The organism is Ruegeria sp. N8 (assembly GCF_056531325.1).
In genome coordinates this window covers 327,121-351,735 of the sequence record NZ_JBQFLQ010000001.1, presented here as the reverse complement: position 1 = coordinate 351,735, position 24,615 = coordinate 327,121, and the positions used below count along the sequence as shown (strand labels likewise).

24 protein-coding genes are annotated in these 24,615 nt (G+C 59.0%); 7 read left to right on the top strand and 17 right to left on the bottom strand.

Translation table 11 applies throughout. The features are described 5' to 3' along the window. Position 1 precedes the first annotated feature (1 nt). The 7 genes from ACR0C5_RS01755 to ACR0C5_RS01725 all read right to left on the bottom strand — a co-directional run bounded on the left by ACR0C5_RS01755 (position 2) and on the right by ACR0C5_RS01725 (position 6,849). Positions 2 to 646 (bottom strand): SDR family NAD(P)-dependent oxidoreductase, encoded by a 645-nt coding sequence (locus ACR0C5_RS01755; protein WP_480874109.1) that lies wholly within the window; start codon positions 644 to 646, stop codon positions 2 to 4. A gap of 42 nt (positions 647 to 688) precedes the next feature. Next, entirely contained in the window at positions 689 to 937 is a 249-nt protein-coding gene (locus ACR0C5_RS01750) for a hypothetical protein (RefSeq protein ID WP_170782508.1), read from the bottom strand. A 264-nt stretch (positions 938 to 1,201) separates the two neighbouring features. Further along, positions 1,202 to 2,728, bottom strand: coding sequence for an amidophosphoribosyltransferase (purF, locus tag ACR0C5_RS01745; protein ID WP_170774364.1), 1,527 nt, complete (start codon positions 2,726 to 2,728; stop codon positions 1,202 to 1,204). A 609-nt stretch (positions 2,729 to 3,337) separates the two neighbouring features. Beyond that, the gene (locus ACR0C5_RS01740) at positions 3,338 to 3,937 is read right to left on the bottom strand and encodes a CvpA family protein (protein ID WP_170788691.1); all 600 of its coding nucleotides are present in this window, start codon (positions 3,935 to 3,937) and stop codon (positions 3,338 to 3,340) included. A 42-nt stretch (positions 3,938 to 3,979) separates the two neighbouring features. Then, positions 3,980 to 5,341 carry a DNA repair protein RadA gene (gene radA, locus ACR0C5_RS01735; RefSeq protein ID WP_480857279.1) on the bottom strand — a complete coding sequence of 454 codons (1,362 nt, stop codon included), beginning with the start codon at positions 5,339 to 5,341 and terminating at the stop codon, positions 3,980 to 3,982. A 122-nt stretch (positions 5,342 to 5,463) separates the two neighbouring features. Beyond that, positions 5,464 to 6,246: a DNA repair protein gene (locus ACR0C5_RS01730; protein ID WP_480874105.1), complete on the bottom strand. Its 783-nt coding sequence runs from the start codon at positions 6,244 to 6,246 to the stop codon at positions 5,464 to 5,466. A 156-nt stretch (positions 6,247 to 6,402) separates the two neighbouring features. Next, positions 6,403 to 6,849 carry a paraquat-inducible protein A gene (locus ACR0C5_RS01725; RefSeq protein ID WP_170788690.1) on the bottom strand — a complete coding sequence of 149 codons (447 nt, stop codon included), beginning with the start codon at positions 6,847 to 6,849 and terminating at the stop codon, positions 6,403 to 6,405. Here ACR0C5_RS01725 and ACR0C5_RS01720 point away from each other — a divergent pair. Continuing rightward, positions 6,848 to 7,378 carry an acyl-CoA thioesterase gene (locus ACR0C5_RS01720; protein ID WP_480874102.1) on the top strand — a complete coding sequence of 177 codons (531 nt, stop codon included), beginning with the start codon at positions 6,848 to 6,850 and terminating at the stop codon, positions 7,376 to 7,378. The two genes, ACR0C5_RS01725 and ACR0C5_RS01720, sit on opposite strands and share 2 nt — an antisense overlap. Here the strand turns inward: ACR0C5_RS01720 and ACR0C5_RS01715 are convergent. Genes ACR0C5_RS01715 through alr form a run of 3 tightly spaced genes read right to left on the bottom strand, consistent with a single transcriptional unit; the run spans position 7,375 to position 9,931 of the window. Further along, positions 7,375 to 8,121, bottom strand: coding sequence for an ABC transporter ATP-binding protein (locus tag ACR0C5_RS01715; RefSeq protein WP_480874099.1), 747 nt, complete (start codon positions 8,119 to 8,121; stop codon positions 7,375 to 7,377). The two genes, ACR0C5_RS01720 and ACR0C5_RS01715, sit on opposite strands and share 4 nt — an antisense overlap. Beyond that, complete coding sequence (locus tag ACR0C5_RS01710) at positions 8,118 to 8,900, bottom strand: MlaE family ABC transporter permease (RefSeq protein ID WP_170774347.1); 783 nt, start codon at positions 8,898 to 8,900, stop codon at positions 8,118 to 8,120. The genes ACR0C5_RS01715 and ACR0C5_RS01710 overlap by 4 nt, the downstream gene beginning before the upstream one ends. Then, the gene (gene alr, locus ACR0C5_RS01705; protein WP_480874096.1) at positions 8,897 to 9,931 is read right to left on the bottom strand and encodes an alanine racemase; all 1,035 of its coding nucleotides are present in this window, start codon (positions 9,929 to 9,931) and stop codon (positions 8,897 to 8,899) included. Before alr ends, ACR0C5_RS01710 begins: the two co-directional genes overlap by 4 nt. A gap of 218 nt (positions 9,932 to 10,149) precedes the next feature. Between alr and ACR0C5_RS01700 the strand changes: the two genes are divergently transcribed. Next, on the top strand, positions 10,150 to 10,689 hold the full coding sequence (locus ACR0C5_RS01700) for a GNAT family N-acetyltransferase (protein WP_480874093.1): 540 nt from the start codon (positions 10,150 to 10,152) through the stop codon (positions 10,687 to 10,689). A gap of 1 nt (position 10,690) precedes the next feature. Here the strand turns inward: ACR0C5_RS01700 and ACR0C5_RS01695 are convergent, their stop codons facing one another. From ACR0C5_RS01695 to ACR0C5_RS01670, 6 genes are all read right to left on the bottom strand, one after another. Further along, on the bottom strand, positions 10,691 to 12,181 hold the full coding sequence (locus tag ACR0C5_RS01695) for a replicative DNA helicase (RefSeq protein ID WP_170774341.1): 1,491 nt from the start codon (positions 12,179 to 12,181) through the stop codon (positions 10,691 to 10,693). Positions 12,182 to 12,417: 236 nt separating this feature from the next. Further along, the gene (locus ACR0C5_RS01690) at positions 12,418 to 13,098 is read right to left on the bottom strand and encodes an orotate phosphoribosyltransferase (RefSeq protein ID WP_170774339.1); all 681 of its coding nucleotides are present in this window, start codon (positions 13,096 to 13,098) and stop codon (positions 12,418 to 12,420) included. Positions 13,099 to 13,227: 129 nt separating this feature from the next. Next, positions 13,228 to 14,409: an ammonium transporter gene (locus ACR0C5_RS01685; protein WP_480874090.1), complete on the bottom strand. Its 1,182-nt coding sequence runs from the start codon at positions 14,407 to 14,409 to the stop codon at positions 13,228 to 13,230. 145 nt (positions 14,410 to 14,554) lie between these two features. Next, complete coding sequence (locus ACR0C5_RS01680) at positions 14,555 to 15,037, bottom strand: CinA family protein (protein WP_480874088.1); 483 nt, start codon at positions 15,035 to 15,037, stop codon at positions 14,555 to 14,557. Further along, entirely contained in the window at positions 15,034 to 15,531 is a 498-nt protein-coding gene (locus ACR0C5_RS01675) for a phosphatidylglycerophosphatase A family protein (RefSeq protein WP_170774333.1), read from the bottom strand. Before ACR0C5_RS01675 ends, ACR0C5_RS01680 begins: the two co-directional genes overlap by 4 nt. Beyond that, on the bottom strand, positions 15,528 to 16,658 hold the full coding sequence (locus tag ACR0C5_RS01670; RefSeq protein ID WP_480874085.1) for a bifunctional 2-C-methyl-D-erythritol 4-phosphate cytidylyltransferase/2-C-methyl-D-erythritol 2,4-cyclodiphosphate synthase: 1,131 nt from the start codon (positions 16,656 to 16,658) through the stop codon (positions 15,528 to 15,530). Before ACR0C5_RS01670 ends, ACR0C5_RS01675 begins: the two co-directional genes overlap by 4 nt. Before the next feature lie 183 nt (positions 16,659 to 16,841). Here ACR0C5_RS01670 and dusB point away from each other — a divergent pair, with 183 nt between their 5' ends. From dusB to ntrX, 5 genes are all read left to right on the top strand, one after another. Next, the gene (dusB, locus tag ACR0C5_RS01665; protein ID WP_480874082.1) at positions 16,842 to 17,825 is read left to right on the top strand and encodes a tRNA dihydrouridine synthase DusB; all 984 of its coding nucleotides are present in this window, start codon (positions 16,842 to 16,844) and stop codon (positions 17,823 to 17,825) included. After that, positions 17,822 to 18,889, top strand: coding sequence for a two-component system sensor histidine kinase NtrB (locus ACR0C5_RS01660; protein WP_170788681.1), 1,068 nt, complete (start codon positions 17,822 to 17,824; stop codon positions 18,887 to 18,889). Before dusB ends, ACR0C5_RS01660 begins: the two co-directional genes overlap by 4 nt. A 34-nt stretch (positions 18,890 to 18,923) precedes the next feature. Further along, positions 18,924 to 20,291 (top strand): response regulator, encoded by a 1,368-nt coding sequence (locus ACR0C5_RS01655; protein WP_170774324.1) that lies wholly within the window; start codon positions 18,924 to 18,926, stop codon positions 20,289 to 20,291. A gap of 99 nt (positions 20,292 to 20,390) precedes the next feature. Further along, positions 20,391 to 22,679, top strand: coding sequence for a sensor histidine kinase NtrY-like (locus ACR0C5_RS01650; protein WP_480874079.1), 2,289 nt, complete (start codon positions 20,391 to 20,393; stop codon positions 22,677 to 22,679). Then, positions 22,676 to 24,085: a nitrogen assimilation response regulator NtrX gene (ntrX, locus tag ACR0C5_RS01645; RefSeq protein WP_170782496.1), complete on the top strand. Its 1,410-nt coding sequence runs from the start codon at positions 22,676 to 22,678 to the stop codon at positions 24,083 to 24,085. The genes ACR0C5_RS01650 and ntrX overlap by 4 nt, the downstream gene beginning before the upstream one ends. 12 nt (positions 24,086 to 24,097) lie before the next feature. Here ntrX and ACR0C5_RS01640 read toward each other — a convergent pair whose 3' ends face one another. Further along, complete coding sequence (locus ACR0C5_RS01640) at positions 24,098 to 24,577, bottom strand: hypothetical protein (RefSeq protein WP_170782495.1); 480 nt, start codon at positions 24,575 to 24,577, stop codon at positions 24,098 to 24,100. Positions 24,578 to 24,615: the final 38 nt, after the last annotated feature.

Here is a 24,615-nt window from a genome sequence, read left to right as displayed (position 1 = left end):
CCTATAGCGACGCCAAAATCCGGGCCGCCTCATCCGTAGGGCTCGTCAAAGCACCACGGTCCTCGCCGGGATGGAACCGGGCGCGTACGGCGGTGGGCATGGGGGCGGGCTCGACAATAGACACGCGCGGGCCAGTACGCTCGGTCTCAAGCTGCCAACTCCGCGCCAACGCCATCTGAGCGCCTTTGCTTGCTCCGTAGATGCCATAGAATTTCTCACCCGCCTTGGGGTCGTCGAAAAACACAGCGTGACCGCTCTCGCCCAACAAAGGCGCAACATATGGGATCAGAACTGAAGTCGCCGTCGCGTTGGTGTTCAAAGCCTTCGCCCATTCCTTGGGATCAATGAAGTGCGTAGGCGTCAGGGCCGAGGTGTGGATGGCGGTATGCAGCCATAGGTCCACCTTTCCCCAGCGATCGTGAATGCCCCGGCACAGGGTTGCCATGGCGTTCGGGTCGGCGATGTCCATTGGCGCCAGCGTGGCCGCGCCGCCCTTGGCCTGAATGCGGTCGTCCAACTCTTCCAGCCCACCGGTGGTGCGGGCAACAGCAACGATGTGGTATTCGGGGGCCAGCGCCTCGGCCAGGGCAGCACCCAGGCCCCGAGACGCCCCGGTGATGAGGGCAATTTTAGTCTGATCGGTCATGGGTGGGGTTTGAACCCCTGCGCGCAAGCCGTCAAGACAGGATTAGCGACCGGGGATGGCGATCCGCTGGGTCTGGCCGCTTTGTCGCAGCATGATCCCTTCGGCATCAATGGCTACGACGGTGCCCGAGGCAACGCGGCTACCCGGTTTGACCTCTTTGACCCGACCCGAGGACAGGCGCATCAGCGCACGTAGCTCGGTTTTGGGCCCGAACACGCCCAACAGGGCGACCGAACTTTTCTTTAGCGCGTCCTTCTGCGTAGCCGCGCTTTCGACGGTGGAATTTGGCATGGTTTGCGGCAGGGGCGAAGGGCCCCAACCCCTTATGTCTGAGTGAGTGGTGGCAGCGGCCTAGCAAATGAGCAGGTGAAACGAAAGGCGGCGGTGCTCGCTGGTTTTCTCACAATTTCGCGTGGGTCTGCGAACCCATTGCGATTGCGTTTCCTTCGCCAGAGAGTTGTGTGTCAGAAAATTTTGCCCCTGGCGCTGTACCTGACAAAAACGCCCGGACCGACACTACGATCCGAGCTTTTCCGCGCTTCTGATTCGCTGGATTTATGAACCCGACGCCAATTTCGTGGCGTTCCAAGACCCGCCCGGCACCTGCATGTCCTCGCGCTTTTTGCTGACGCGGGTGCTGTTTTCCAGGCTGTCCAGATAATCGTCGCTGACGCTGCCGGTGATGTAATTACCGTCAAAGCAGGAGCAATCAAACGCCTCGATCTCGGGGTTGCCTTCCTTGGCGGCCCAGATCAGGTCGTCCAACTTTTGATAGAACAGCGCATCTGCGCCCAGTTCCTGCCGGATCTCTTCGATCTCTTTGCCGTTGGCGACCAGTTCATGCTTGGTGGGCATGTCGATGCCATAGACATTGGGATATTTCACAGGCGGCGAGGCGCTGGCGATATAGACTTTTTTCGCGCCAGCCTCGCGGCACATTTGCACGATCTTCTTGATCGTGTTGCCGCGAACGATGGAATCGTCGATCAGTAGCACGTTGTGACCTTTGAACTCCAACGGGACCGCATTCAGCTTGCGGCGCACCGATTTCTGGCGTTCTTCCTGACCGGGCATGATGAAGGTTCGGCCGACATATCGGTTCTTCACCAACCCTTCACGGTAGGGAATACCGGTGATCTTTGCGGCCTCAAGCGCCACAGGGCGGGCGCTGTCGGGGACGGGAATGATCCGGTCGATCTCAAGCCCTGAGTCCTGGATCTGCTTGGCCAGAGTCTGCCCCATGCGCATCTGGGTTTTGTAGACGGAGACCCCATCCAACAGCGAATCCGGACGGGCGAGGTAGACATATTCAAAGATACAAGGCGTCAGCTTGCCTTCGACGGCCTGAAACTCATGCTTGTTGCCGTCGAGATCGATCAAGATTGCCTCGCCGGGGCGCAGGTCGCGCAGTTTGTCAAAACCGTTGATGCCAAAGGCCACATCCTCGGACGCAAAGGCAAAATCGTCACCATCCACATCCGATTCTCGGACCGCGACGGACAAGGGGCGAATCCCGTGCGGGTCGCGGAACGCCAGCATGCCGACACCGGCAATCAGACAAATCACCGAATAGGCGCCCTGAATACGCTCCATCGTCATCTTCACACCGGCAAAGATGTTGCGGATCGGATCGGCATTGCCGTTGACCTTGATAGCATCAGCCACCTTGTCTGCCAGCACATTCAGCAGAATCTCGGAGTCCGAGGTGGTACGCAGGTGGCGGCTGTATTTGCCGGTCACTTTCTCTCGCTGTTCGGCCGTGTTGGTGATGTTGCCGTTATGGACCAGATAGATGCCATATGGGGCGTTCACGAAGAAGGGCTGCGCCTCGGCGGCGCTCAGCGATCCGGCGGTTGGATAGCGCACGTGGCCGATGCCCACCTTGCCCAGCAGGGTTTCCGCATCCTTGGCGTTGAAGACGTCCTTGACCAAGCCATTAGCTTTCTTCTCGCGGAAGAATTCGCCGTTATAAGTAACGATCCCCGAGGCATCCTGACCCCGGTGCTGCAACATCAGCAGCCCGTCATAGATTTCCGCAAACACATCATGCGTTCGGCTTGCGATCCCCAAAATCCCACACATGTACGGGCTCCAACTTTCTATGACGTAGCGATTGACGGCAGGTTGAGAAACATCGGGGCGCTTGCCCTGTTCAAAGCCGCTGGCTTGCCTGTGGATACAGTCGCACCCTTGCCGCAACGGGCTGGTGCGAAAGAAAACGGGTACAGCAAGATCGGTGGCTCCGATTCCATCTCAGTTCGGCCCTCACATACTGCGTAACGATGCCTGTGTCATCAAAGGATCACAATTCGCATCTGTTGCAGGCGAATTTTGCAGCAACCACGCCTGTTCAAGTGACAGGCAGGGCAGGGTGTGCTGTCATGACCGGATAGAGAGTATCATTTGTTTTCGCTGGGATGAACTGAGCAATGTGGCAGCACAAACAGGGTCAGAAGAAAGAAACACCCGTAAAACGCCGATGCCACCGTTGCCGTGGCATGGGGCGTTCGCCTTGCCAGATCTGCAATGGCGCAGGCGAAGTGGTCAAAAGCCGCGATGTGTTTGGGAAACCTATAACCAGCCGCTGTGATGGCTGCTTCGGCTTGAAGAATATCCGCTGCACCGTTTGCGCAGGCGAGGGCTTTACCTGACTGGTAAAAGAAAAGCCCGGCCAAGGCCGGGCTTTCGCAGTTATTCAGTTGCTGCCGGTTCGGTCAGCTCTTCGGTCGCGGTGGGCTCCGTCGAGCAGCTGGCGACAAGCTCTTCATATTGCTGTGTGATCCAACCAAGCGCCTCTTCCGGGTTTTGTTCTTCGATCTGGTCGCTGAACTGTTCGAACACTTTGGCCGAGCGGCTTTCATCGACGATCGTATAGGATTGACCGGTCATGACGGTGTCGTAGACAAAGAAGGCAATGGCGACCAGCAGGATGCCACGCGCAATCCCGAAGAAGAAGCCAAGTGCCTGATCCAAACCGCCCAGGGCTGAGCGTTGCACCAACGACGAAAACAGCGGGGTAAAGATGCTGACCACGATCAGCGCTACCGCAAAGACCGCCGCAAAACCAGTGATTACTGACAATTCGCAACTGTCGCGCAGGAAATCTCCGACAACCGGAACTTCTTTGATAAGCGGAACCGCTTGGGGGGCGAAAATAAAAGCCAAAACAGCGGCCGCGACCCAACCTGCAATTGCCAAAATCTCGCGCAATAAACCGCGGGAATAGGCCAGAAGACCCGACACCACGATGATCAGGGCAACCACCCCGTCAATAATTGTAAAACCTTCCATGGCCCTCGCCTGTAGTTTTTTTCAGCCTCTCAAGGCTTTACCTTAACCTGCTCCGAAGGTTTCGCCAACAAACCCCACTAAATCAGAGGGTCGGGTGAGTGTCAGACCTGCCACAGTGCCGGTTTTGCCACCTGCCGGAGCTATAGCTGATGTGAAACCAAGTTTCTGGGCTTCTTTCAACCTGTTTTCGGTTTGGGCTGCGGGTCTCAGAGCCCCGGAAAGAGAGATTTCTCCGAATACGACAGTATCTGCAGGCAGGGCGGTATCCTCGCGCGCACTGAGCAGGGCTGCTGCCACCGCAAGGTCGGCTGCGGGCTCGCTGACCTTCAGGCCTCCGGCGACGTTCAGGTAGACGTCCAAACCGGTGAACGGCACGCCACAGCGCGCTTCGAGCACCGCCAGGATCATGGCCAGTCGCCCGCTATCCCATCCTACAACGGTGCGGCGCGGTTGTGAGTGGGGAGAGGGGGCGACAAGTGCTTGTAACTCAACAAGAACCGGGCGGGTGCCTTCGATCCCGGCAAACACGGCCGAGCCGGGACTGGGCGCGCCGCGTTCGGACAGGAACAGGGCCGAGGGGTTGGTGACTTGTGCCAATCCCTTACCCGTCATCTCGAATACGCCAATCTCGTCGGCGGGGCCAAAACGGTTCTTCACTGCGCGCAAGATACGGAACTGATGTCCGCGTTCGCCTTCAAAATACAGCACCGTGTCGACCATGTGCTCCACGACGCGGGGGCCCGCGATCTGGCCCTCTTTGGTGACATGGCCGACCATGATGATCGAAATGCCGTATCGTTTCGCAAACGTGGTCAATTCATGGGCTGCGGCCCTTACTTGTGACACGGATCCGGGCGCGCTGTCGACATTGTCGGCCCACATGGTCTGAATCGAGTCGATTATAGCAAGGCCGGGCTTTTCCGCCTCAAGCGTGGTAAGGATGTTGCGCAGGTTTGTTTCTGCCGCCAGTTGCACCGGCGCGTCCTCCAGCCCCAGACGGCGGGCGCGCATCCGTACCTGGGCGCTGGCTTCCTCGCCCGAGACATAGATGGTTTTGACGCCAGCACGAGCAAACCGTGCGGCGGCTTGCAGCAAGAGGGTGGATTTTCCGATGCCTGGATCTCCGCCTACCAGTAGGGCCGAGGCGGGGACAAGGCCACCGCCCAGTACGCGATCCAGTTCCTCGACCCCACACAATGTGCGAGGCGGAGGGGTTTCCTCGGTCGACAAGTCCGTGAGTGCGATGGTCTGGCCCCGCTTGCCGCCGAGGGATTTCTTGGCTGGGCCAGCCGAAAGGGGGGCTTCTTGTACAATCGTGTTCCACTCGCCGCAGCCGTCACAGCGGCCGGACCAGCGGGAATGCGTGGCGCCACAGGCCGAGCATGAAAAAGTCGTCTTTGCCATGCGGCCCTTGGTGCCCGAGGTGGGGCGGTTCTTCAAGCCCTTGCGGGCTTTCATTGCCGCCGGTGGCGCGCCACGTCCTCAAGCCCTGCGGGCCATCGTCCGCGGCGGGCGCCCAAGGGCGCCTACTCTGCGGCGCGTGAAGGCGACATGGCGATGACGCTGGATGTCGCCGTTTTGCGATCCTCGACCGGGGCCTGAAGCTGGGTCGAAAGTTCGGGCAGCAGGTCGAACAACTCGTCCCGCAGGCGTGCCAGTTGCGATTTGGCGATGGATTCTTCGATTTCGACATCGCGGGTCCATTGCCGCAGTTCTTGCTGGATGGTTTGAGCGTCACCGATGCGCTGCTGGAATTGTTCGATCTCTTCCTGACGCTGTTGCAGGAAGGTGCGCGCTCGGGCCACGCGTTCATCACTGTAGGTGACGGCCAATTCATGGCTGATCTGACTCATCTGAGCGGCGAGATCCAGAATTTCAGGCTCCAGAGCTTGCAGGTCGGGATGTTGGCGCAAAAAGGCGATACGTTCTTTGACGGCATCGAACTCGGACGACATCATGAATGTGTCACCCCGATCCGCGGCATGAGCCAGTTGGTAAGCGTAAGTTATGTCCTGCATGTTCATCGCAAACTTGCGATGCGCATTTTCAAGCGCCATCATCCGGCTATTTGCGGGCAGGTAGAAGGCCAGCATGAGAATCAGTGCGGTCAATCCGATCTGTATGAACATGCCCGCATCTGCGGTCGGCGCGGTGCCGAAACCAGCTTGCATGGTCAGCCAGGGTAGGACCCCGAGTGCGGATAATGCGGTGGTTGCCACGGCCGCAAGCGCAGCCATGCAGATGAGGAAAAAAGTCAGTCTTAAAAAGGCATTCTGAAATTGCAATGTTATGTTGTGGAGGGCGGCCATGGTTGTCGATCTCCTTCTAGAACCGGAACACACCGGAGCCGAAGCGGAGTAGACTTAACGTACAGACAGAGATCCGCCACGGACCCGAAAACTACTATTTGTTGCTGCTCGAAATATTAAGATGATACTGGGGTAAATGTTTTCAATCAATTAGCTTTAAGCTTTTCGTGAGGCGGATGTCATCTCTGTAATATGTCCCAATGCCAGCGAGGCCAGAATACAGCCTGTAAACAGGTAAAGACCCCAGGCGGTTTCGATGGTGGCGTAAGAGATACCCTTGGCCAGCGTGATGTAGAGTGCGATCAGGAAAATATCGGCCATGGCCAACTTACCAAGGATGTTCAGCGCGGGTTGAACGCGCGGGTCCAGCAGGCTCCATTGGATCAGGGCGGTGCCGATGGTTTTTATATAGGGCGCAAACAGGGCGAAGACGGTGACGACCAATGCGAGGAAAATGTCGGATTGCCAGAGGGACTGGAGCCCGGTGATGACGCTGATTTCGCTGAGGCCGAAGATCGGCAGGAGACCTGCGCGCATCAGCGGGGCGAACCACGCGATGGGGTAGAGGATCAGGAGGGCGAGGGTGGCGAGGCGGAGGGTCATGACAGGGCGTCTTGGCGAGATTAAAAATTCGCTGCGATGTTCTGCTATGCTTAACCTAAATCAGCACTCACCACAGAGTTATTTTTTGAAGGGAGGAACGATGTCGGGTTTTGTGGCCTACAAGTCAATTGTCGACCCATCGGACTGTGATTTTCTTGGGCACATGAATGTGTCCAAGTATTTTGCAGCCTGCTCGGATTCCGTTTTTGCGCTGCAGGCTGAGTTGGGGCTTACGGCCGACGACATGCGGTCGGGACGAAAGCTGTCCTTTGCGGTGGTCTATGCAGACAGCAATTTTCTTGCGGAATTGAGTGCTGGCGAAGCCATCCAGATGGAAAGCGAGATTCTAGAGGTTGGAACGAAATCTATGACTTTCAGCCACAAACTAGTTCGCGTTGCTGATGGAGAACCTGCATTTACGACCGTTTTCAAATGCGTTTTGCTCAATTTGCAGACGAGGCGCGCTGAAGTCATTCCGCAGGAAATTGTCGAGCGTTCGGAAAATTGGATGGCAAAGAACGAAGATTAACGCACCGCCTCAATCGGCCCTTCTGCACTGCCACTGATGAACTGCTCCACATAGGGATCACCCGAGGCATCCATTTGACCAACAGGCCCAGTCCACTGGATGACCCCTCCGTGCAGCATCGCCACATTGTCGGCAATCGCGCGGACGGAACTCATGTCGTGGGTGATGGTCATGGCGGTGGCGCCCATCTCGGTCACGATTTCGCGGATCAGGTCGTTGATGACGCCCGACATTATTGGGTCCAAGCCCGTGGTAGGTTCGTCAAAGAAAATGATCTCGGGTTCGGCAGCGATGGCACGGGCAAGGCCCACGCGTTTTTGCATCCCACCCGACAACTCAGACGGAAACCTGTCGGCCACATCGGATTTCAGGCCCACGCGGCGCAGTTTCTCGATGGCGATCTCTCGAGCGTATTCCGGGGGACGTTTCAACGGACCGCGCAGCAGGCGAAAGGCGACGTTTTGCCAGACGGGCAGCGAGTCAAACAGCGCCGCGCCCTGAAACAGCATCCCGAACCGCGCTAGAAACGTGTCCCGGTCGCCCTTGGCGGCATCCTTGCCATCCACGTAGATCATGCCGCTGTCGGGTTTGATCAGACCCAGAATACACTTCAGCGCCACGGACTTACCGGTGCCCGAGCCGCCGATGATCACCATTGAGGTGCCCTGGGGGATCTCAAGGTTCATGCCCTGCAGCACGCGGTTGTCGCCAAAGGCCTTGTGTACATTCTCAAGCCGTATCATACCGAAAAGAACACCCCTGTCAGAATGAAGTTGGCGGCCAGGATCATAATGGCTGCAGCCTCGACCGAAGACTTGGTGGCACGCCCGACGCCCTGTGCGCCCCGGCCCGAGTTCATGCCGTAGTAGCAGCCCATCACGGCGGTGATCAGGCCGAAGGCGGCCCCTTTGGTTAGGGACGAGATCACGTCGATCAGCTCAAGAAAATTGACCGTGTTTTGCAGGTAGACGGCGGCGTTGAAGCCAAGGCTTTGCGTTGCGACCACATAGCCGCCGGCGATGCCGATCACGTCGCCCACGGCCACCAGAGCGGGCACGGTGATGATTGCAGCCAATACGCGTGGAGCGGTTAGGTATTTCATTGGATGGGTGGACAGCGTGACCAGCGCGTCGATCTGCTCGGTCACTTTCATTGTCGCGATTTCCGCCGCGATAGACGAGGTGACGCGCGCGGCAATCATCAACCCGCCCAACACCGGGCCCAGTTCGCGCACCATGCCGATGGCGACGATTTGCGGCACCACGGCCTCGGCGTTGAAACGGGCGCCACCGGCGTAGATCTGCAGCGCCAGGGCGCCGCCGGTGAAGATGGCAGTCAGACCGACGACCGGCAGCGACAGCCAGCCGATATTCATCAGCGCCACGACAAATTCGCGCGGGTAATAAGGCGGGCGGAAAATGTGCGAGATCGCATCGACCGTGAAAAGCGACACTTTGCCGAAGTTCGCAAACAGGGACAGGACGACGCGACCCAGCCCGCCCAGCATATACAAAGGGTTCATTCCACGTAGCCTCGGGAATAGCGCGCGCCCAGCGATGTGAGGATTTCATAGCCGATGGTGCCTGCGGCCTCGGCCAGATCATCCACGGTCTGGTGGCCGTTCAGGATGCGCAGGCGTTCAGGGTCTTCGGGCAGGTCGGTGACATCCACGGTGATCAGGTCCATCGAAATGCGCCCAACAACCGGGCAGGGCTGACCGCCTGCAAAGGCGTCGATGCCGCCCCCAATCGCGCGATGCAACCCGTCGGCATATCCAGCCGCGACGGTGGCGATGCGGGATGGGCGACGCGCGGTCCAGCTGTTGCCGTAGCCGACCGTCTCACCTTCGGCCAGTTCACGGACCTGAATGACGGGCAGGTCCGCTGTCACCACGGGTTTCGCCGCGGCAAAGGGCAGGCCGCCGTAAAGGCCGACGCCAGCGCGGCAGAGGTCAAAGTGATATTCGGGTCCCAACAATATCCCACCGGTTGCTGCCAAGGAGCGTCGTGCAGTGACACCCTCGGTCATCTCGCGGAAATTGCGCAGTTGATAGGTGTTCATCGGGTGGTCGGGCTCATCGGCGCAGGCCAGATGCGACATGATCAGCGCAGGGTTTTGCGCCTCGATCCGTTCGCGCAGTTCAGCCCAATCTGAGCGTTCCAGACCCAGACGGTTCATGCCCGTGTCGAGCTGAATGCCGAAGGCGTGGCCGGGCAGACTTTGTTCGTGGCGCTTGACCTGTTCGGGTGAGTTCAGCATCGGCGTCAGGTCATGGGCCTGCAACAGATCTGCATCGCCCTCCATATGGCCTGAGAACACGCCGATCATCGGACCGGGGCCTACGGCGGCACGGACCTCGGCACCTTCTTCGGCAGCGGCAACAAAAAAGGTGCGCACGCCTTCTTCGGCCAGCGCATCGGAAACGGGGCCAGCCCCAAGCCCATAGGCATCGGCCTTGACCACCGCAGCGGTCTCGGCATTCGTCTTGGCATCCAAGGCGCGCCAGTTATTGGCCAGCGCAAGAAGGTTGATAGTCAAACGTGCGGTACTCATGGCACTGTTCATGACATTGGATCGCGGCAGGTCAAGGGGGTACGCACCGTTTATTGCCCGGTTTGACAGGAACGTGGGCAGGGATTGGCCACGGATCAGGGAAAAGCGCGCAGGAAATCGCGAAAAATCTCAATCCCATTGAAATTGCCGAACAGCAGTCGCAGGGTTAGGTGAGGAATCATGTTAAACGGTGTTATGCAGCGGGCAAGGGTGAAATTATGAAGCTATCTTCGGGGCTTACCGGGCAAGAGGCCGCAATTCCTGAATTCTACCGCGATGTGTTCGCAGCGTCCGAGGGCGAAGCGGAAGGCGATGCGCTTTTTGCGCTGACGCAAGCCCTAATGGACACCACGCCCCCCGAAGACCTGTTCTGCGTCACTGCTGGCGAGGTTGGTGATCTGAAGGGTTGCATCTTTTTTTCTCGGCTTTTTTACGAAGATGATCCGCGCGACGTGGTTCTGATGTCTCCGGTCGCGGTTCGTACTGACTATCAGGGGCAGGGGATTGGGAGAAAACTGATTGCTTATGGTCTGGACCAGATGCGTCAGGCGGGTTTGGATGTTGTCGTTACCTATGGCGATCCCGCTTACTATAGCAAAGCGGGATTTCAGCCAATGACGATAGAGTTCGCCGGCCCACCCCACGCGCTGAGCATGCCACATGGATGGCAGGGGCAATCGCTGACCAAATCGGACCTGACGCCGCTGGCAGGCTCGTCACGCTGCGTGTCGGCCTTCGATGTGCCAGAGATGTGGTAGGTCAGTAGCCCTCGATCTGGCCGTCCTGCTGCCAGGGTTTGACCAGATTGCCAAAGCGGGTGAACTGCGCCTCGAACGAGAGTTCAACCGTGCCGATGGGGCCGTGGCGCTGCTTGCCGACGATGACCTCGGCCTTGCCATGCAGGCGGTCCATGGCCTGTTTCCACTCTTCCATCTTTTCCAGCTCATGATCGCCGGGCTTTTCGCGCTCTTTGTAGTATTCCTCGCGGAACACGAACATCACCACGTCGGCATCCTGTTCGATCGAGCCCGATTCCCGAAGGTCTGACAGTTGCGGACGCTTGTCGTCGCGGTTTTCCACCTGGCGCGACAGCTGGGAGAGGGCGATGACCGGGATGTTCAGTTCTTTGGCGATGGCCTTCATGCCCATCGAAATCTCGGCAATCTCGTTGACGCGATTGTCGGCCATGCCGCGACACAGCTGCAAATAGTCGATGACCAGCAGGTCCAAACCGTGCGTCCGCTTCAACCGCCGCGCGCGGGCGGCAAGTTGCGAGATCGGCAAAGCCGGGGTGTCGTCGATGAACAGTGGGCAGGCTTCCAACTCTTTCGCCGCGTCTACAAAGCGGCGGAACTCGGCTTCGGTCATGTCGCCCTGACGGATCTTGTGCGAGGAGATTTCCGAGGCTTCGGCCAGAACCCGGCCTGCCAACTGCTCGGCGCTCATCTCCAGCGAGAAGAAACCGACCACTCCGCCGTCAATCGCACCCTCAGACCCATCTGGCTTGGTGCCGCGTTTGTAGGCTTTGGCCACGTTGAACGCGACGTTGGTCGCCAATGAGGTTTTCCCCATCGACGGACGACCGGCCAGAATAATCAGGTCGGACGGGTGCAGGCCCCCAAGCTGTTTGTCCAAGTCGGCCAGACCGGTGGAAATCCCTGCCATGCCACCACCGCGCTGATACGCTTCGTTGGTGACGTTGACGGCTTCTGTGACCGCCTTGAGGAAGGATTGAAATCCCTGTTCGGTCTGGCCCTGCTCGGATAACTGATAAAGCTGTTGCTCGGCCTCGACGATCTGTTCCTTGGGCTCGCTGCTGACATCCACCCGCGCCGCCTTGTCCGAGATATCGCGGCCCAGCCGGATCAACTCGCGCCGGATGGCGAGGTCATAGATCATCTGGGCATAGTCATGCACCGCAAAGGCACTGATCGACGCACCCGCCAGTTTGACCAGATAGGCGGGGCCACCCAGTTCCTTGAGGCCCTCATCCTCGGCCATGAAGGATTTCAGCGTCACGGGCGAGGCCAAAGCATTCTTGGCGATGCGATTGGCCGCCACCTCGTAGATGCGGGCATGGACCGGGTCATAGAAATGCTCGGCCCCAATGATCGAGGCGACGCGATCATAAAGATCGTTATTGGTCAGAATCGCGCCCAAAAGCTGCTGCTCGGCCTCGATGGAATGCGGCATGGTTTCGGCGTTCTGAATCTGCGCCGCCGCCTGCTCGATACTGCTTATCTCGTTCATTTTGTCCCCGCTGCCCGTGCGACAGTTCTAATCAATCCGGCACCCGTTGGGCCATCTGTAAATCTCTGAAGATAAGTCGCGAATAACTCGACTTCAGCTTGGGATAAGTTTGGACAACTTTGCCAAAGAACACCGCGCGGCGCAACATTTAGTGCAGCTTCATCGCGGCAGCACTAGATGCGAGCGCTGAGGGGGCGATTCTTTGCCAAGTTACCCCCAGCTTATGCACAGGCACTTTAGGAGGGTTTGTTCGCTTCCTGCCATCCACGCGGGTCGTTCAGGAAGGCTTCGACACCGTCAAGTGTCTCTGCATCAAAGGCTTTCTGCGCTTTTGCTTCGGCCAAAACATCCCACCAAGTGCACAGGTGATGCAGTTTCACACCGTGATCGCCCAGGGTTTTCTCGGTCTCGGGGAAGATGCCGTAGTAAAAGATCACCGCCGTGTGGCCGCAGGTCGCCCCGGTGTCGCGGATCGCATCCACGAAGGACAGCTTTGATCCGCCGTCGGTGGTCAGATCTTCGACCAGCAGAACGCGCTCACCCTCGGACATTGCACCCTCGATCCGGGCATTGCGGCCATAGCCCTTGGGCTTTTTGCGCACATAGGTCATCGGCAGGGCCATCCGCTCGGCGACCATGGCGGCAAAGGGGATACCTGCGGTTTCACCACCTGCGATGTTGTCGAACGCCTCGAACCCAGCTTCGCGCATCACGGTGACGGTCAGGAAGTCCATCAGGGTCGAGCGGATGCGGGGGTATGAGATCAGCTTGCGGCAGTCGATATAGGTCGGGCTGGGCAGGCCAGAGGCCAGTGTGAACGGCTCGCGCGCGTTGAAGTGGACGGCTTTGATCTCCAGCAGCATGCGCGCGGTCAGGCGGGCGATTTCGGTGCTGTCGGGGTACGAGCTGGGGATCATGATGCAAACCTCTGGGCTGATAACACGTTGCGGGCTGATAGCCCGCCGCAGGGCACAGAGTCGAGGGGGCGGACAAAAGAAAAGCGGACCCGCAAGGGGCCCGCTATGCACATTCAGATTGACGCGCGATCAGCTTGTCATGTCGTAAGCGCGCTCACCATGCACCGACAGATCGAGGCCATTGGTCTCGGTCTCTGCATCCACCCGCAGCGGAGTGATCAGCGCGACCAGTTTGATCAGTACAAAGGTCACAACGACTGTGAACACACCTACAATGACCAGGCCACCCAACTGTGCAGTCCAGGCGCCCAGGCCAAAGACGGCGATCATAAGCGTGCCAAAGATGCCGCCGACGCCATGTACGGCGAATACATCCAGCGTATCGTCGATTTTCAGAACGTTGCGAATGACATTGACGGCTTCCTGACACAACACACCGGCCACGGCACCGATGATCAGCGCCTGAACCGGATCCACATAGCCCGAGGCGGGTGTGATCGAGGCCAAGCCGGCGATCGTACCTGTCACCAGACCGACCATCGAGGCCTTGCCGTACTTAATCCGCTCATACAGCGCCCAAGACAGAGAGGCAGTCGCGGCCGAGATATGCGTCACGGTCATCGCCATCGCAGCACCGCCGTCAGCGGCCAGTTGCGAACCGCCATTGAAGCCGAACCAGCCAACCCACAGCATCGCGGCACCGATCATGACAAAGCCCGGATTGTGCGGCGGCGTTGTGCGGTTGCGGCGCGGGCCCAGAACCACGGCGATGATCAGCGCGGCCAGACCGGCGGTTTCATGCACCACGATGCCGCCTGCAAAGTCACGCACGCCGACCTCGCCCAAAATTCCGCCATCGGTCAGCATCCCGCCGCCCCAGATCCAATGCACCACCGGCGCATAGCACAGCAACATCCACAGGCCCGAGAAGGTCAGCACAAAGCCAAAGCCCACGCGCTCGACATATGCGCCGACGATCAGCGCGGGGGTGATGATGGCAAAGGTCATCTGGAAGGCGAAGAAGAGAACCTCGGGCAGCGTGCCCGACAGGCTGTCTGCATCGACACCGTTCAGAAAGGCCTTGCCCAGACCGCCCCACAGGCCCGATCCACCGTCGCCGAACGCGATGGAGTAGCCTGCGACCAGCCACAGGATGCTCATCAAACAAGCGATCGAGAAACAGTGCATGAACACGCTCAGCACGTTGCGGGCGCGCACAAGGCCGCCATAGAACAGGGCGAGGCCCGGCAATGTCATGAACAGGACCAAGGCGGTTGCCACAATGATCCAGGCTGTATCGGCTCCATTCATCGGCCGGTCTCCTCTTCAACTTGCGTGGCGCGGCTTGAAGCGGATCAGGGACGAGGAAAAAAGAGGCAACATCACAAAAAGCAGCCTGTTTTCGGGGCTTTTTGTGAAAAGGTGATTAAATGGGCGGCGATCAGAGCAACATGCCCTATTTTTGAGCAATACTAGAAAGCGCCTGAGAAAGCAGGTCAAGCGCGTGATCTCGAGCCGCGCGCCGGACGTTTTCCCGACCCAACGGACCAAATTCAACTGTCTCAGATCGTGTGTGCAAACCATCGGCGGCAAGGCCGAAGCAGACACGGCCCTCGGGTTTGAACTCGGACCCGCCGGGGCCTGCAATGCCTGTGATCGACACGGCAAGTTGTGCCTGTGAATGATGCAGCGCGCCTTCGGCCATTTCGCGTGCGACCTCTTCCGAGACTGCGCCGTAAGCATTCAGCGTCGCAGCCTTCACGCCCAGCATCTGTTGTTTGGCGGCGTTGGTGTAGGTGACAAAGCCGCGGTCCACTACGGCCGAGCTGCCGGGGATATCAGTCAGAGCAGACGCTACCATGCCACCAGTGCAGCTTTCAGCAGTGGCAATCATCACACCTTGCGCCTTGGCGCGGTCCAGTAACGCGGCGACGATCAAAGTCCCAACACCCCGTGCGCGATCCCGGCCAGGATCAGCACGCCGATGGCGGCAAACACCCCGGCGATCACATCGTCCAGCATCACGCCCATCGCATCTCCCTTGCGATCCGCCCAACCCACCGGGCCGGGTTTGGTGATGTCGAACAGCCGGAACAGCACGAACCCTGCAACCCAGCCGGGCCAGAGGGCGGTTATATCAATACCATGCGCCCACGAGGGGTAGGAAATCGCCCAGAGCGCGATGAACTGGCCTGCGACCTCATCTATGACGATCTCGGACGGGTCGTGGTCGTCTTGCCCTGCAGTCATCACGCGGGTGGCCCAGAGGCCGCCGAAGAACACCGCAAGCGTGGCGATCACCAGCAGGGGAAAGCCGCCCAGTGTATGCAAGACCCACGCCAAGGGCAGGGCGGCGAGCGATCCCCATGTACCGGGCGCAGGGCGTAGATAACCCACGCCACAGACGGTTCCGATCAATTGTGCCGCGTTCATGATTTCACCAGACAGGCTGTAGCCAGAGAAGCAATACCTTCGCTGCGGCCAGTGAAGCCCAGCCGCTCTGATGTGGTCGCCTTGACTGAGATCTGATCGGTCCGCAGCCCCATAATCCGAGCCATCTCGATCCGCATCGCCTGGGCATGGGGGCCGATCTTGGGGTATTCGCAGACCAGTGTGCAATCGATATTCGAGATCGCGTATCCCATCGTCGCGGCCAGTTCGACCGCATGGCGCAGGAAAATCTCGCTGGTGGCCCCTTTCCATTTTGGGTCCGAGGGCGGGAAGTGTTGGCCGATATCGCCCTGCGCCAGCGCGCCATAGATCGCATCGGTTACGGCGTGCATTCCCACATCAGCGTCCGAATGCCCCTGCAGCCCACGATCATGCGGCACCTGCACGCCGCAGAGGATTACATGATCCCCGTCGCCAAAGCGATGCACGTCATACCCGTTGCCCAGCCTTACATCCATTTTCGTTCCCAATATGCGTTCCGCCCGGGCAAAATCCTCGGGCCGTGTGATTTTGATATTGTCCGCATCGCCAGGCACGATGGCCACGTCCAAACCAGCGGCCCGAGCAACCTCGACATCATCTGCGGCACTGCCGGAATACGCAGCATGGGCCGCGACGATAGCGTCATAGTGAAAGCCCTGCGGCGTCTGCGCGGCGAACAGGCCGCTGCGGTCTTGTGTGCCGGTGACGGTTGCGCCATCTCCGGTCCAGAGCGCGTCTGTCATCGCCAATCCGGGGGCTGCTGCAGGGCGAGTTTCCAACGCTTGCAACACGTTGCGAATAATCTGCGTGCTGACACAGGGGCGGGCGACGTCGTGGATCAGAACGCGGGTCACATCCAAACCGCTCAGGGCGGCCAGCCCCTTGCGCACCGATCCCGCGCGATCCTCGCCGCCTGCGGTCAGAATCAGGCCCGACTCGGCGAGCTCTGCCCACGCTTCTTGGTCATCAGGTGATAGAACTAGCGCAATATGATCGACGTGCTCATGAAACCGCTCGATCGTCCAGTCCGCGACGCGGCGTCCGGCTAGAGGCCGCCATTGTTTCGGGATACCCCCTCCGGCCCGCAGGCCGCGTCCTGCGGCAACGATAATGGCGGCGGTGGTCATAAGGAGTGTCTCCGGCAAATTCAGGGCAATGTTTAGGGTGCGGTGAATGCAGAGGCAATCACCCGCGTTAACTCGCCTAAAAATTAAGCATGTGATGATTTTGCGGGCTTTTCAGTTGCCGATTTGTTGTTCATATACGCTCAATTCGATATCAAAGTCGCATCTGCCCAAGGATTAAGCACGTTGACACTGCAACTCGCTGAAAAAGACCTGACCCCTCCGGTTCTGCTGGCCCCGATGGCCGGAATCACCGACCGCCCGTTCCGCGATCTGGTGATGCGCTTTGGCGCGGGCATGGTGGTTAGTGAGATGGTCGCCAGTCAGGAAATGGTGCAGGCCAAACCCGGCGTGCGCGAACGGGCCGAGCTGTCGGCCGACGTGGAAAACACCGCCGTTCAACTGGCCGGGCGCGAGGCGCATTGGATGGCCGAGGCCGCCCGGCAGGTCGCTGATCGGGGCGCACGGGTGATCGACATCAACATGGGGTGTCCCGCCAAAAAGGTAACGAATGGCTATTCCGGTTCGGCGCTGCTGAAAACGCCGGATCATGCGCTGACATTGATCGAGGCGGTGATCGCGGCGGTCGATGTTCCGGTCACGCTGAAAACGCGGTTGGGGTGGGACGACAAGTTACTGAACGCGCCGGACGTCGCGCGGCGCGCGCAGGAGGTAGGCGTGCAAATGGTGACTATCCACGGGCGCACGCGCTGTCAGTTCTACAAGGGGCAGGCGGACTGGCAGGCCATCCGTGCGGTGAAAGAGGCGGTCGATATCCCCGTTATTGCAAACGGGGATATCGTGGATACAGAAACAGCGGGAATAGCTCTGAACCAGTCAGGCGCGGATGGCGTCATGATCGGGCGTGGCGCTCAGGGTCAGCCCTGGGTCCTGGCGCAGGTATGCCACGATCTTTATGGCGCGCCGGCACCGGTGGTGCCGCAGGGCGATGACCTGATCGAGATGGTGCGAACGCATTATCAGGCGATGCTGGGCTTTTACGGTACCGATCTGGGTCTGCGCGTCGCGCGTAAGCATCTGGGTTGGTACATGGATCAGGCTAGAACGCCCGCAGCCTTGCGCCGCGCTGTTCTGACTTCTCGCGATACGGATGAGGTGATCCGCCTGCTGGGTGACGCGCTTGGGACGCAAGTGGAGGCGGTTGCATGAATTCGGACCAGAGTATTTGGACTTCGCTTCCGGTACCAGCCTTCATCATTGATGGCGACGATCGGATATCCGACGTCAATTCAGCCGGAGAGGGCTTCCTGAACGCCTCGCGTAAATCGGTGATCGGGCACCCGGTGTGGGATCAGATCGCGGTTGATGCCCCTCTCGAGGAAGCGTTCGAGCGGGCGCGGGCACAGGGAACACCCCTGTTCGTGAATGATGTAGATGCGGGATCGGGTAATCGTGCGCCGCTGCAATGCGCGCTACAGATTGCCCCTTTGGTTGGGCATCCGGGGTCGATGATCATGATTATCTCACCGCGCGAGTTGGCGGGACGGATGACGCGGGGCAATACGGTTAAATCGGCGGCGCAGTCGGCGATTGGTATGGCCGAGATGTTGGCGCATGAGATCAAGAACCCGCTGGCCGGCATCACCGGCGCTGCGCAATTGCTGAGCATGAATATCTCTCAGCAAGACCTTGAGTTAACAGATCTTATCGTTGCCGAGAGCCGTCGAATTGTAAAGCTGCTGGAACAGGTCGAGCAATTCGGAAACCTGTCGGAGCCCGACTTCAAACCTGTCAATATCCACGACGTTCTGGACCGCGCGCGACGCTCTGCGTTGCTGGGGTTCGGCGCGCATATGAAGATTATCGAGGACTACGATCCCTCGTTGCCTTTGGCCTATGGCGACCCCGATCAATTTCTACAAGTCATTCTGAACCTGTTGAAGAATGCTTCGGAAGCAGCTGATTCCAAAGGCGGAACCATTCGTCTGCGGACGTATTTCGAACATTCCTTCCGCCTGCGGCGCAGCGATGGCTCGGGCCATTCGTTGCCCCTGCAGGTTGAGATCATCGACGATGGTCCGGGCCTGCCCGAGAAAATCCGTAGCGATATTTTCGACCCTTTCGTGTCGGGCAAGGAAAACGGCACCGGCCTCGGGCTGGCGCTGGTGAGCAAGATCATCTCGGACCATGACGGCTGGATTTCCGCCGACTCGGTGCCGGGCCGCACGGTGTTTCGTATCTCGCTGAGGCGGGCACCGAAGGATGCAACGTAGGACAAAGCCGACAAGAGCTTAAGGAGAGCACCCAATGGATGGAACAGTACTGGTCGCAGATGACGACCGCACGATCCGCACCGTTTTGACACAGGCCCTGACGCGGGCGGGGTGCAAGGTGCACGCGACCTCTTCGTTGACCACGCTGATGCGCTGGGTTGGCGAAGGGAAAGGCGATGTGGTGATCTCAGATGTCGTTATGCCGGATGGCAATGGCCTGGAGATGCTGCCCAAGATCGCGCAGGACCGACCCGGCCTGCCTGTCATCGTGATCTCGGCCCAGAACACGATCATGACGGCGATTCAGGCGGCCGAGGCCGATGCCTATGATTATCTGCCCAAGCCGTTTGACCTGCCTGATCTGATGAAACGGACCGCGCGGGCGCTGGAGCAGAAACAGCGCGTGCAAACCGACGCCAGCGAACCGGCGCAGGACCGCCCAGAAGAACTCCCTCTGGTCGGACGGACGCCGGTGATGCAGGCGCTGTACCGGTTGGTCGCACGGGTGATGAACACTGATCTTTCGGTGATGATATCTGGTGAAAGTGGAACAGGTAAATCATTGATTGCACGGGCTATTCATGATTTCTCAGACCGCCGCACATTGCCCTTTGTCACGGCAACAGCCGCTGATTTGCGCGATCTGGAAGGTCCTGCACGGGTGATGGCGCGGGTTCGAGGTGGGACGTTGCTGATCGACGAGATTGCCGATATCGAGGATGAACTGCAGGCTCGCATCGTCCGCATGATGGACACGCCCGGCGACCACGTCCCACGCTTTATGGCCACCAGCCAGTCGGACCTGACTGACGCGATGGAGAGCGGACGCGTGCGTCAGGACCTGTATTACCGTCTGTGCGGCGCTACAATCCACGTGCCTGCGCTGCGCGAACGTGTGGATGACATCACCCTTTTGGCCGACCACTTTCTGGCGCGGGAAGAGCGCGAACACGGCACCAAACGCTGGCTCAGCCCGGATGCGGTAGAGCTGGTGCGGCGCTATTCGTGGCCGGGCAATGTGCGACAGTTGGAAAACGCGATCCGTCGCCTCAGCCTGACCAGCCGCGCCGACGAAATCTCGAAATCCGAGGTCGAGGCGGTTCTGGGCAGCCAGCCCGAAGCCGAACCTGTTCTGGGCGATGGTGAGCGCGAGAAACTGTCGACTTCGGTCGCGCGTCACTTGCGGCGGTATTTCGACTTGCACGGCAATATTCTGCCGCCGCCGGGCCTGTATCAACGCATCCTGCGCGAGGTAGAGGCCCCTCTGATCGAGTTGGCCCTGGATGCAACCGGCGGAAATCAGGCAAAATGTGCTGATCTTCTGGGGATTAACCGGAATACGCTGCGGAAAAAGATCACAGACCTCGATATTCAGGTGACACGCCGCCGCAAACTGATGTAATATCGCCACACAAAGCGTGGCATTCGGGTTCAACCCCGACAAGGACCACGAAATATGGCGGTTTGCCGTGAAAACGGCGCATCAGGATGAGGGCAGACGGTGGCATCCCGAGCACAGAGCGGGCTGATCCTATCGATTAATCGGTGGCGGAAATCCCGAAAGCTGCGCAATATTAGCACCTTGGGTCTGGTTCTTCTGGGCCCGATTCTGGCGTTGGTGACCTATCTGGTCATCGGTCCCTTTGACTTGGGCACAACCGCGCCGTCGCTGCGCCTGATTCTGCTGGCAGATCTGGTCTATGTGCTGGTGGTTGCTGCGCTGGTTCTCAGCCAATTGGGCAGTTTGATCGCCGCGCGCCGGGCGAAATCGGCCGGATCGCGTCTGCACCTGCGTTTGATTGGTGCCTTTACCCTGCTCGCACTGGTGCCGACAGTGACGGTGGCGATTTTCGCTGGCCTGACGGTAAATATCGGTCTCGAGGGCTGGTTCTCGGACCGGGTGAGGCAGGTTGTTGGCTCATCCCTGACCGCCGCCGAAGCCTATGAGCAGGAGCACCGCGAAGGTTTGCGGCAGGACGCGACGGTTCTGGCGCTGTACCTCAACAATGCGCGCGCGGTGGATTTTTATATCTCGGACGCGGAATTGCGCGCGGTTCTTGCGCAAGGACAATCGCAAATTCAGCGTGGGCTGCGTGAGGCTTATGTCATTGACGGAGCAGGGGAAATAAAGTCGCGCGGCGACCGGTCATACCTATTCAACTATGAGGCACCGACGCCCGAGCAGATCGTAGAGGCCTCTGACACAGGCCTTCTGATCATCGACGATTGGCAAAACAGCGAATTCCGGGCGCTTGTGCCGCTACGCGCCTATCTGGACCGGTATCTCTATGTCAGCCGCGAGGTGGATGGTCAGTTGTTGACGCTGCTGGATGACACCAAGGAAACGGTGCAGTTCTATCAACAGCTTGAAAGCGAACGGGGCAGGGTACTGTTTGAATTTGGTCTGCTCTATCTGGGATTTGCGGTCATTTTGATCTTGGCGGCGATGTCGCTGGGTATGTGGTTTGCCGAGCGCCTGTCGCGTCCCGTCGGACGGCTTACTACAGCGGCGCAACGTGTGGGGGCCGGTGATCTGAGCGTTCAAGTCATCGAAGAAGCCAGCGACGATGAGATTGCCATATTGGGACGTTATTTCAACCAGATGACGCGGCAACTCAATGCACAGCGCGACACTCTGCTAGAAAATACCCGCCAGATCGAACGTCGTCGTCGGTTGTTCGATTCGGTGCTCAGTTCGGTCACGTCGGGCGTTGTTGGTGTCGATCCCGATGGGTGCGTTACACTGGTGAACCGTTCGGCGGAACGATTGTTGGACTGGTCGCGCGGGGACGAAACGCTGGCGATTGGCATAGCGGTGCCCGAGTTTCTTCCCTTGTTCGAAAGCCTTAAGGAAAGCGGGCAGGAAGCCGTTCAGGGTGAGGTCAAGGTGACGCGCAAGGGCCGTCTTGAAAACCTGCTGGTGCGGATGGCAACCAGACGGGGTGAGGATGGCGGGCTGGAAGGCTATGTTGTCGCCTTTGATGACGTGACCGATCTGGTTAGCGCGCAGCGGATGGCCGCGTGGGGCGACGTGGCGCGACGCATTGCGCATGAGATCAAGAACCCGCTGACCCCGATCCAACTGAGCGCCGAGCGGATCAAACGCAAATTCTCGCGGAAGCTGGATGAAGAGGATTGCGATAGCCTTGTATCCATGACCGATGTGATCGTACGGCAGACCAATGATCTGCGGCGGATCGTGGACGAATTCTCAAAATTCGCACGGATGCCCGAGCCCGATCGGCGTGAGGAAAACGTTGTCGATCTGGTACGCGAGGCGGTTTTGTTGCAGCAATCAGGGCAGCCCGATGTCGAGATCACAGCGCAATTGCCAGATGATCCGATTCCAGCTGATCTAGATGCGACGATGTTGAACCAGGCTCTGACGAACCTGATCAAGAATGCCGGGGAAGCCATAGAAACCCTTAAGCAAAAAAGCCCCCCCGAGAACCTGAAGCCACAAATCAAAGTGGACGTAGAACGCGATGACGCGGGTACCGTCATCACCATTGCAGACAACGGTATTGGCTTGCCCGAAGATCGGGCGCGCCTGTTCGAGCCGTATGTGACAACGCGGGACGCCGGGACAGGTTTGGGCCTGCCCATCGTCAAAAAGATTATCGAAGAGCATGGCGGCGCGCTGACTTTAGAAGATGCGCCGGTCTTCGACGGACAGGACCATTTTGGCGCGATGGCCGTGATCCGTTTACCAGCGGGTAATTTTTCCCCGTCTGACGCGCCCCAAAAGCAGGCAATTCAAACAAACAAACTGAAAGCAGGCCAAAGATGAGCGACATTCTGATCGTAGATGACGAACGCGATATTCGCGAACTGGTGTCCGACATTCTGGAGGACGAGGGCTATACGACCCGCTTGGCGGGCAACTCGGATGAGTGCATGGCCCAGATCAACTCGGAACCGCCGGGGCTGTTGATTCTGGATATCTGGCTGAAGGATAGCCGGATGGACGGGATCGATATTTTGAAAGCCGTCAAACGTGACAACCCGGATGTGCCGGTGGTGATTATTTCCGGCCACGGCAACATCGAAATTGCGGTCGCGGCGATCAAGCAGGGGGCTTATGACTTTATCGAAAAACCCTTCAATATTGACCAGTTGATGGTGGTCATCCGCCGCGCAATGGAAACATCGCGTCTACGCCGCGAGAATGCCTCGCTCAAGCGCAAAGAGGTGACAAATTCCGACATGATCGGCAAATCCGCCTCGTTCCGAGCGATGCAGGGGCAGTTGGACAAGGTCACAAAATCGAACGGCCGCGTAATGCTGAGCGGCCCGGCAGGGTCGGGCAAAGAGATCGCGGCGCGCTATATCCACGCGCATTCAAACCGTGCCAACGCGCCCTTCGTGACCGTAAACTGCGCCGGGATCGAACCAGAGCGCGTGGAAGAAGTTCTGTTTGGCCGCGAATCCTCGGACCGGGGGGTGGAATCAGGTCTGTTGGAAGAGGCGCATGGCGGTGTGGTCTATTTCGACGAGGTCGCGGATATGCCGTTGGGCACGCAGTCCAAAATCCTGCGCGTGCTGGTCGACCAGCAATTCCAACGTGTCGGCGGGTCGGACAAGGTTCGGGTGGATTTGCGCGTGATCTCATCCACCAACAAGGATCTGGATGCCGAGATTGCCGCTGATCGCTTCCGCGAGGAACTGTATCACCGGCTGAATGTGGTGCCGATCGACGTGCCCTCGCTTGAGGATCGGCGCGAAGATATTCCGGTTTTGGCCCAGCATTTCATCGAGATGTGCAACGAAACGCAGGGCCTGCCGGTTCGCGAGATTTCCGAAGAAGCGGTGGCCTTGCTGCAGACCATGACATGGCCGGGTAATGTGCGTCAGTTGAAAAACCTGATCGAACGGGTGCTGATCCTGGGCGACGGCACGGGGCCGATCGAGGCTAAGGAGCTGCCGACCGAGGATGAAAAGGCCGACGATTCCGGCCGCGTTGTCCTGTCTGGCGCGCTGGCGACCTTGCCGTTGCGCGAAGCCCGCGAGGCGTTCGAGCGGGAATACCTGCTGACCCAGATCAACCGCTTTGGCGGCAATATCAGCCGCACCGCCAGCTTTGTTGGGATGGAGCGCAGCGCGCTGCACCGCAAGCTGAAATCACTGGGTGTGGTAACATCGAACAAATCGGGCGCGCGGGTGGCGCAACTGGATGAACCGGAGCCGGCGGAATAATCCGCCGGTCCATTACCCCGTCTGGCCGGGTGTGATGATCTGAAACGATCCGTCGTCGAATTTGACAAAGCAGGACTCGGTTCCGATTGGCGGAAATTGGGTTGTGCGTGCGGCTGGGACACTGGCTTTTATCCGTTGCTTGCACGGTGGCAGGCTGATCGGGCGATACCCTTTGGCCGCCATGCACTGTGCTTCAACACGGTCGCGTAGGCCTTTATTGACGTCCACGGTGTAGATCTGCCCAGGCTGCCACCATCCCGCTGTGCGATAACAATTGCCGCGCCCGTCGCAGCGGGTACGGCCCGGCCAATAGGTGGGGGGGCCTTGACGCACCTGGGTCGCCACCGGAGCGTCATCCAGTGCCTGAACCTGACATTGTGTAGTCTCGGTCTGCACACGCGAAACGCTTGCGCCTTCTTGGTAATACATCGAAAGCGGACCGCATGAGGTCAACGCAAAGACAGGTATCAGGAAACGGGCAACTGTTTTCATAGGCTTATCTTGCCCTCGGCAGGCGGAAATGACAATTC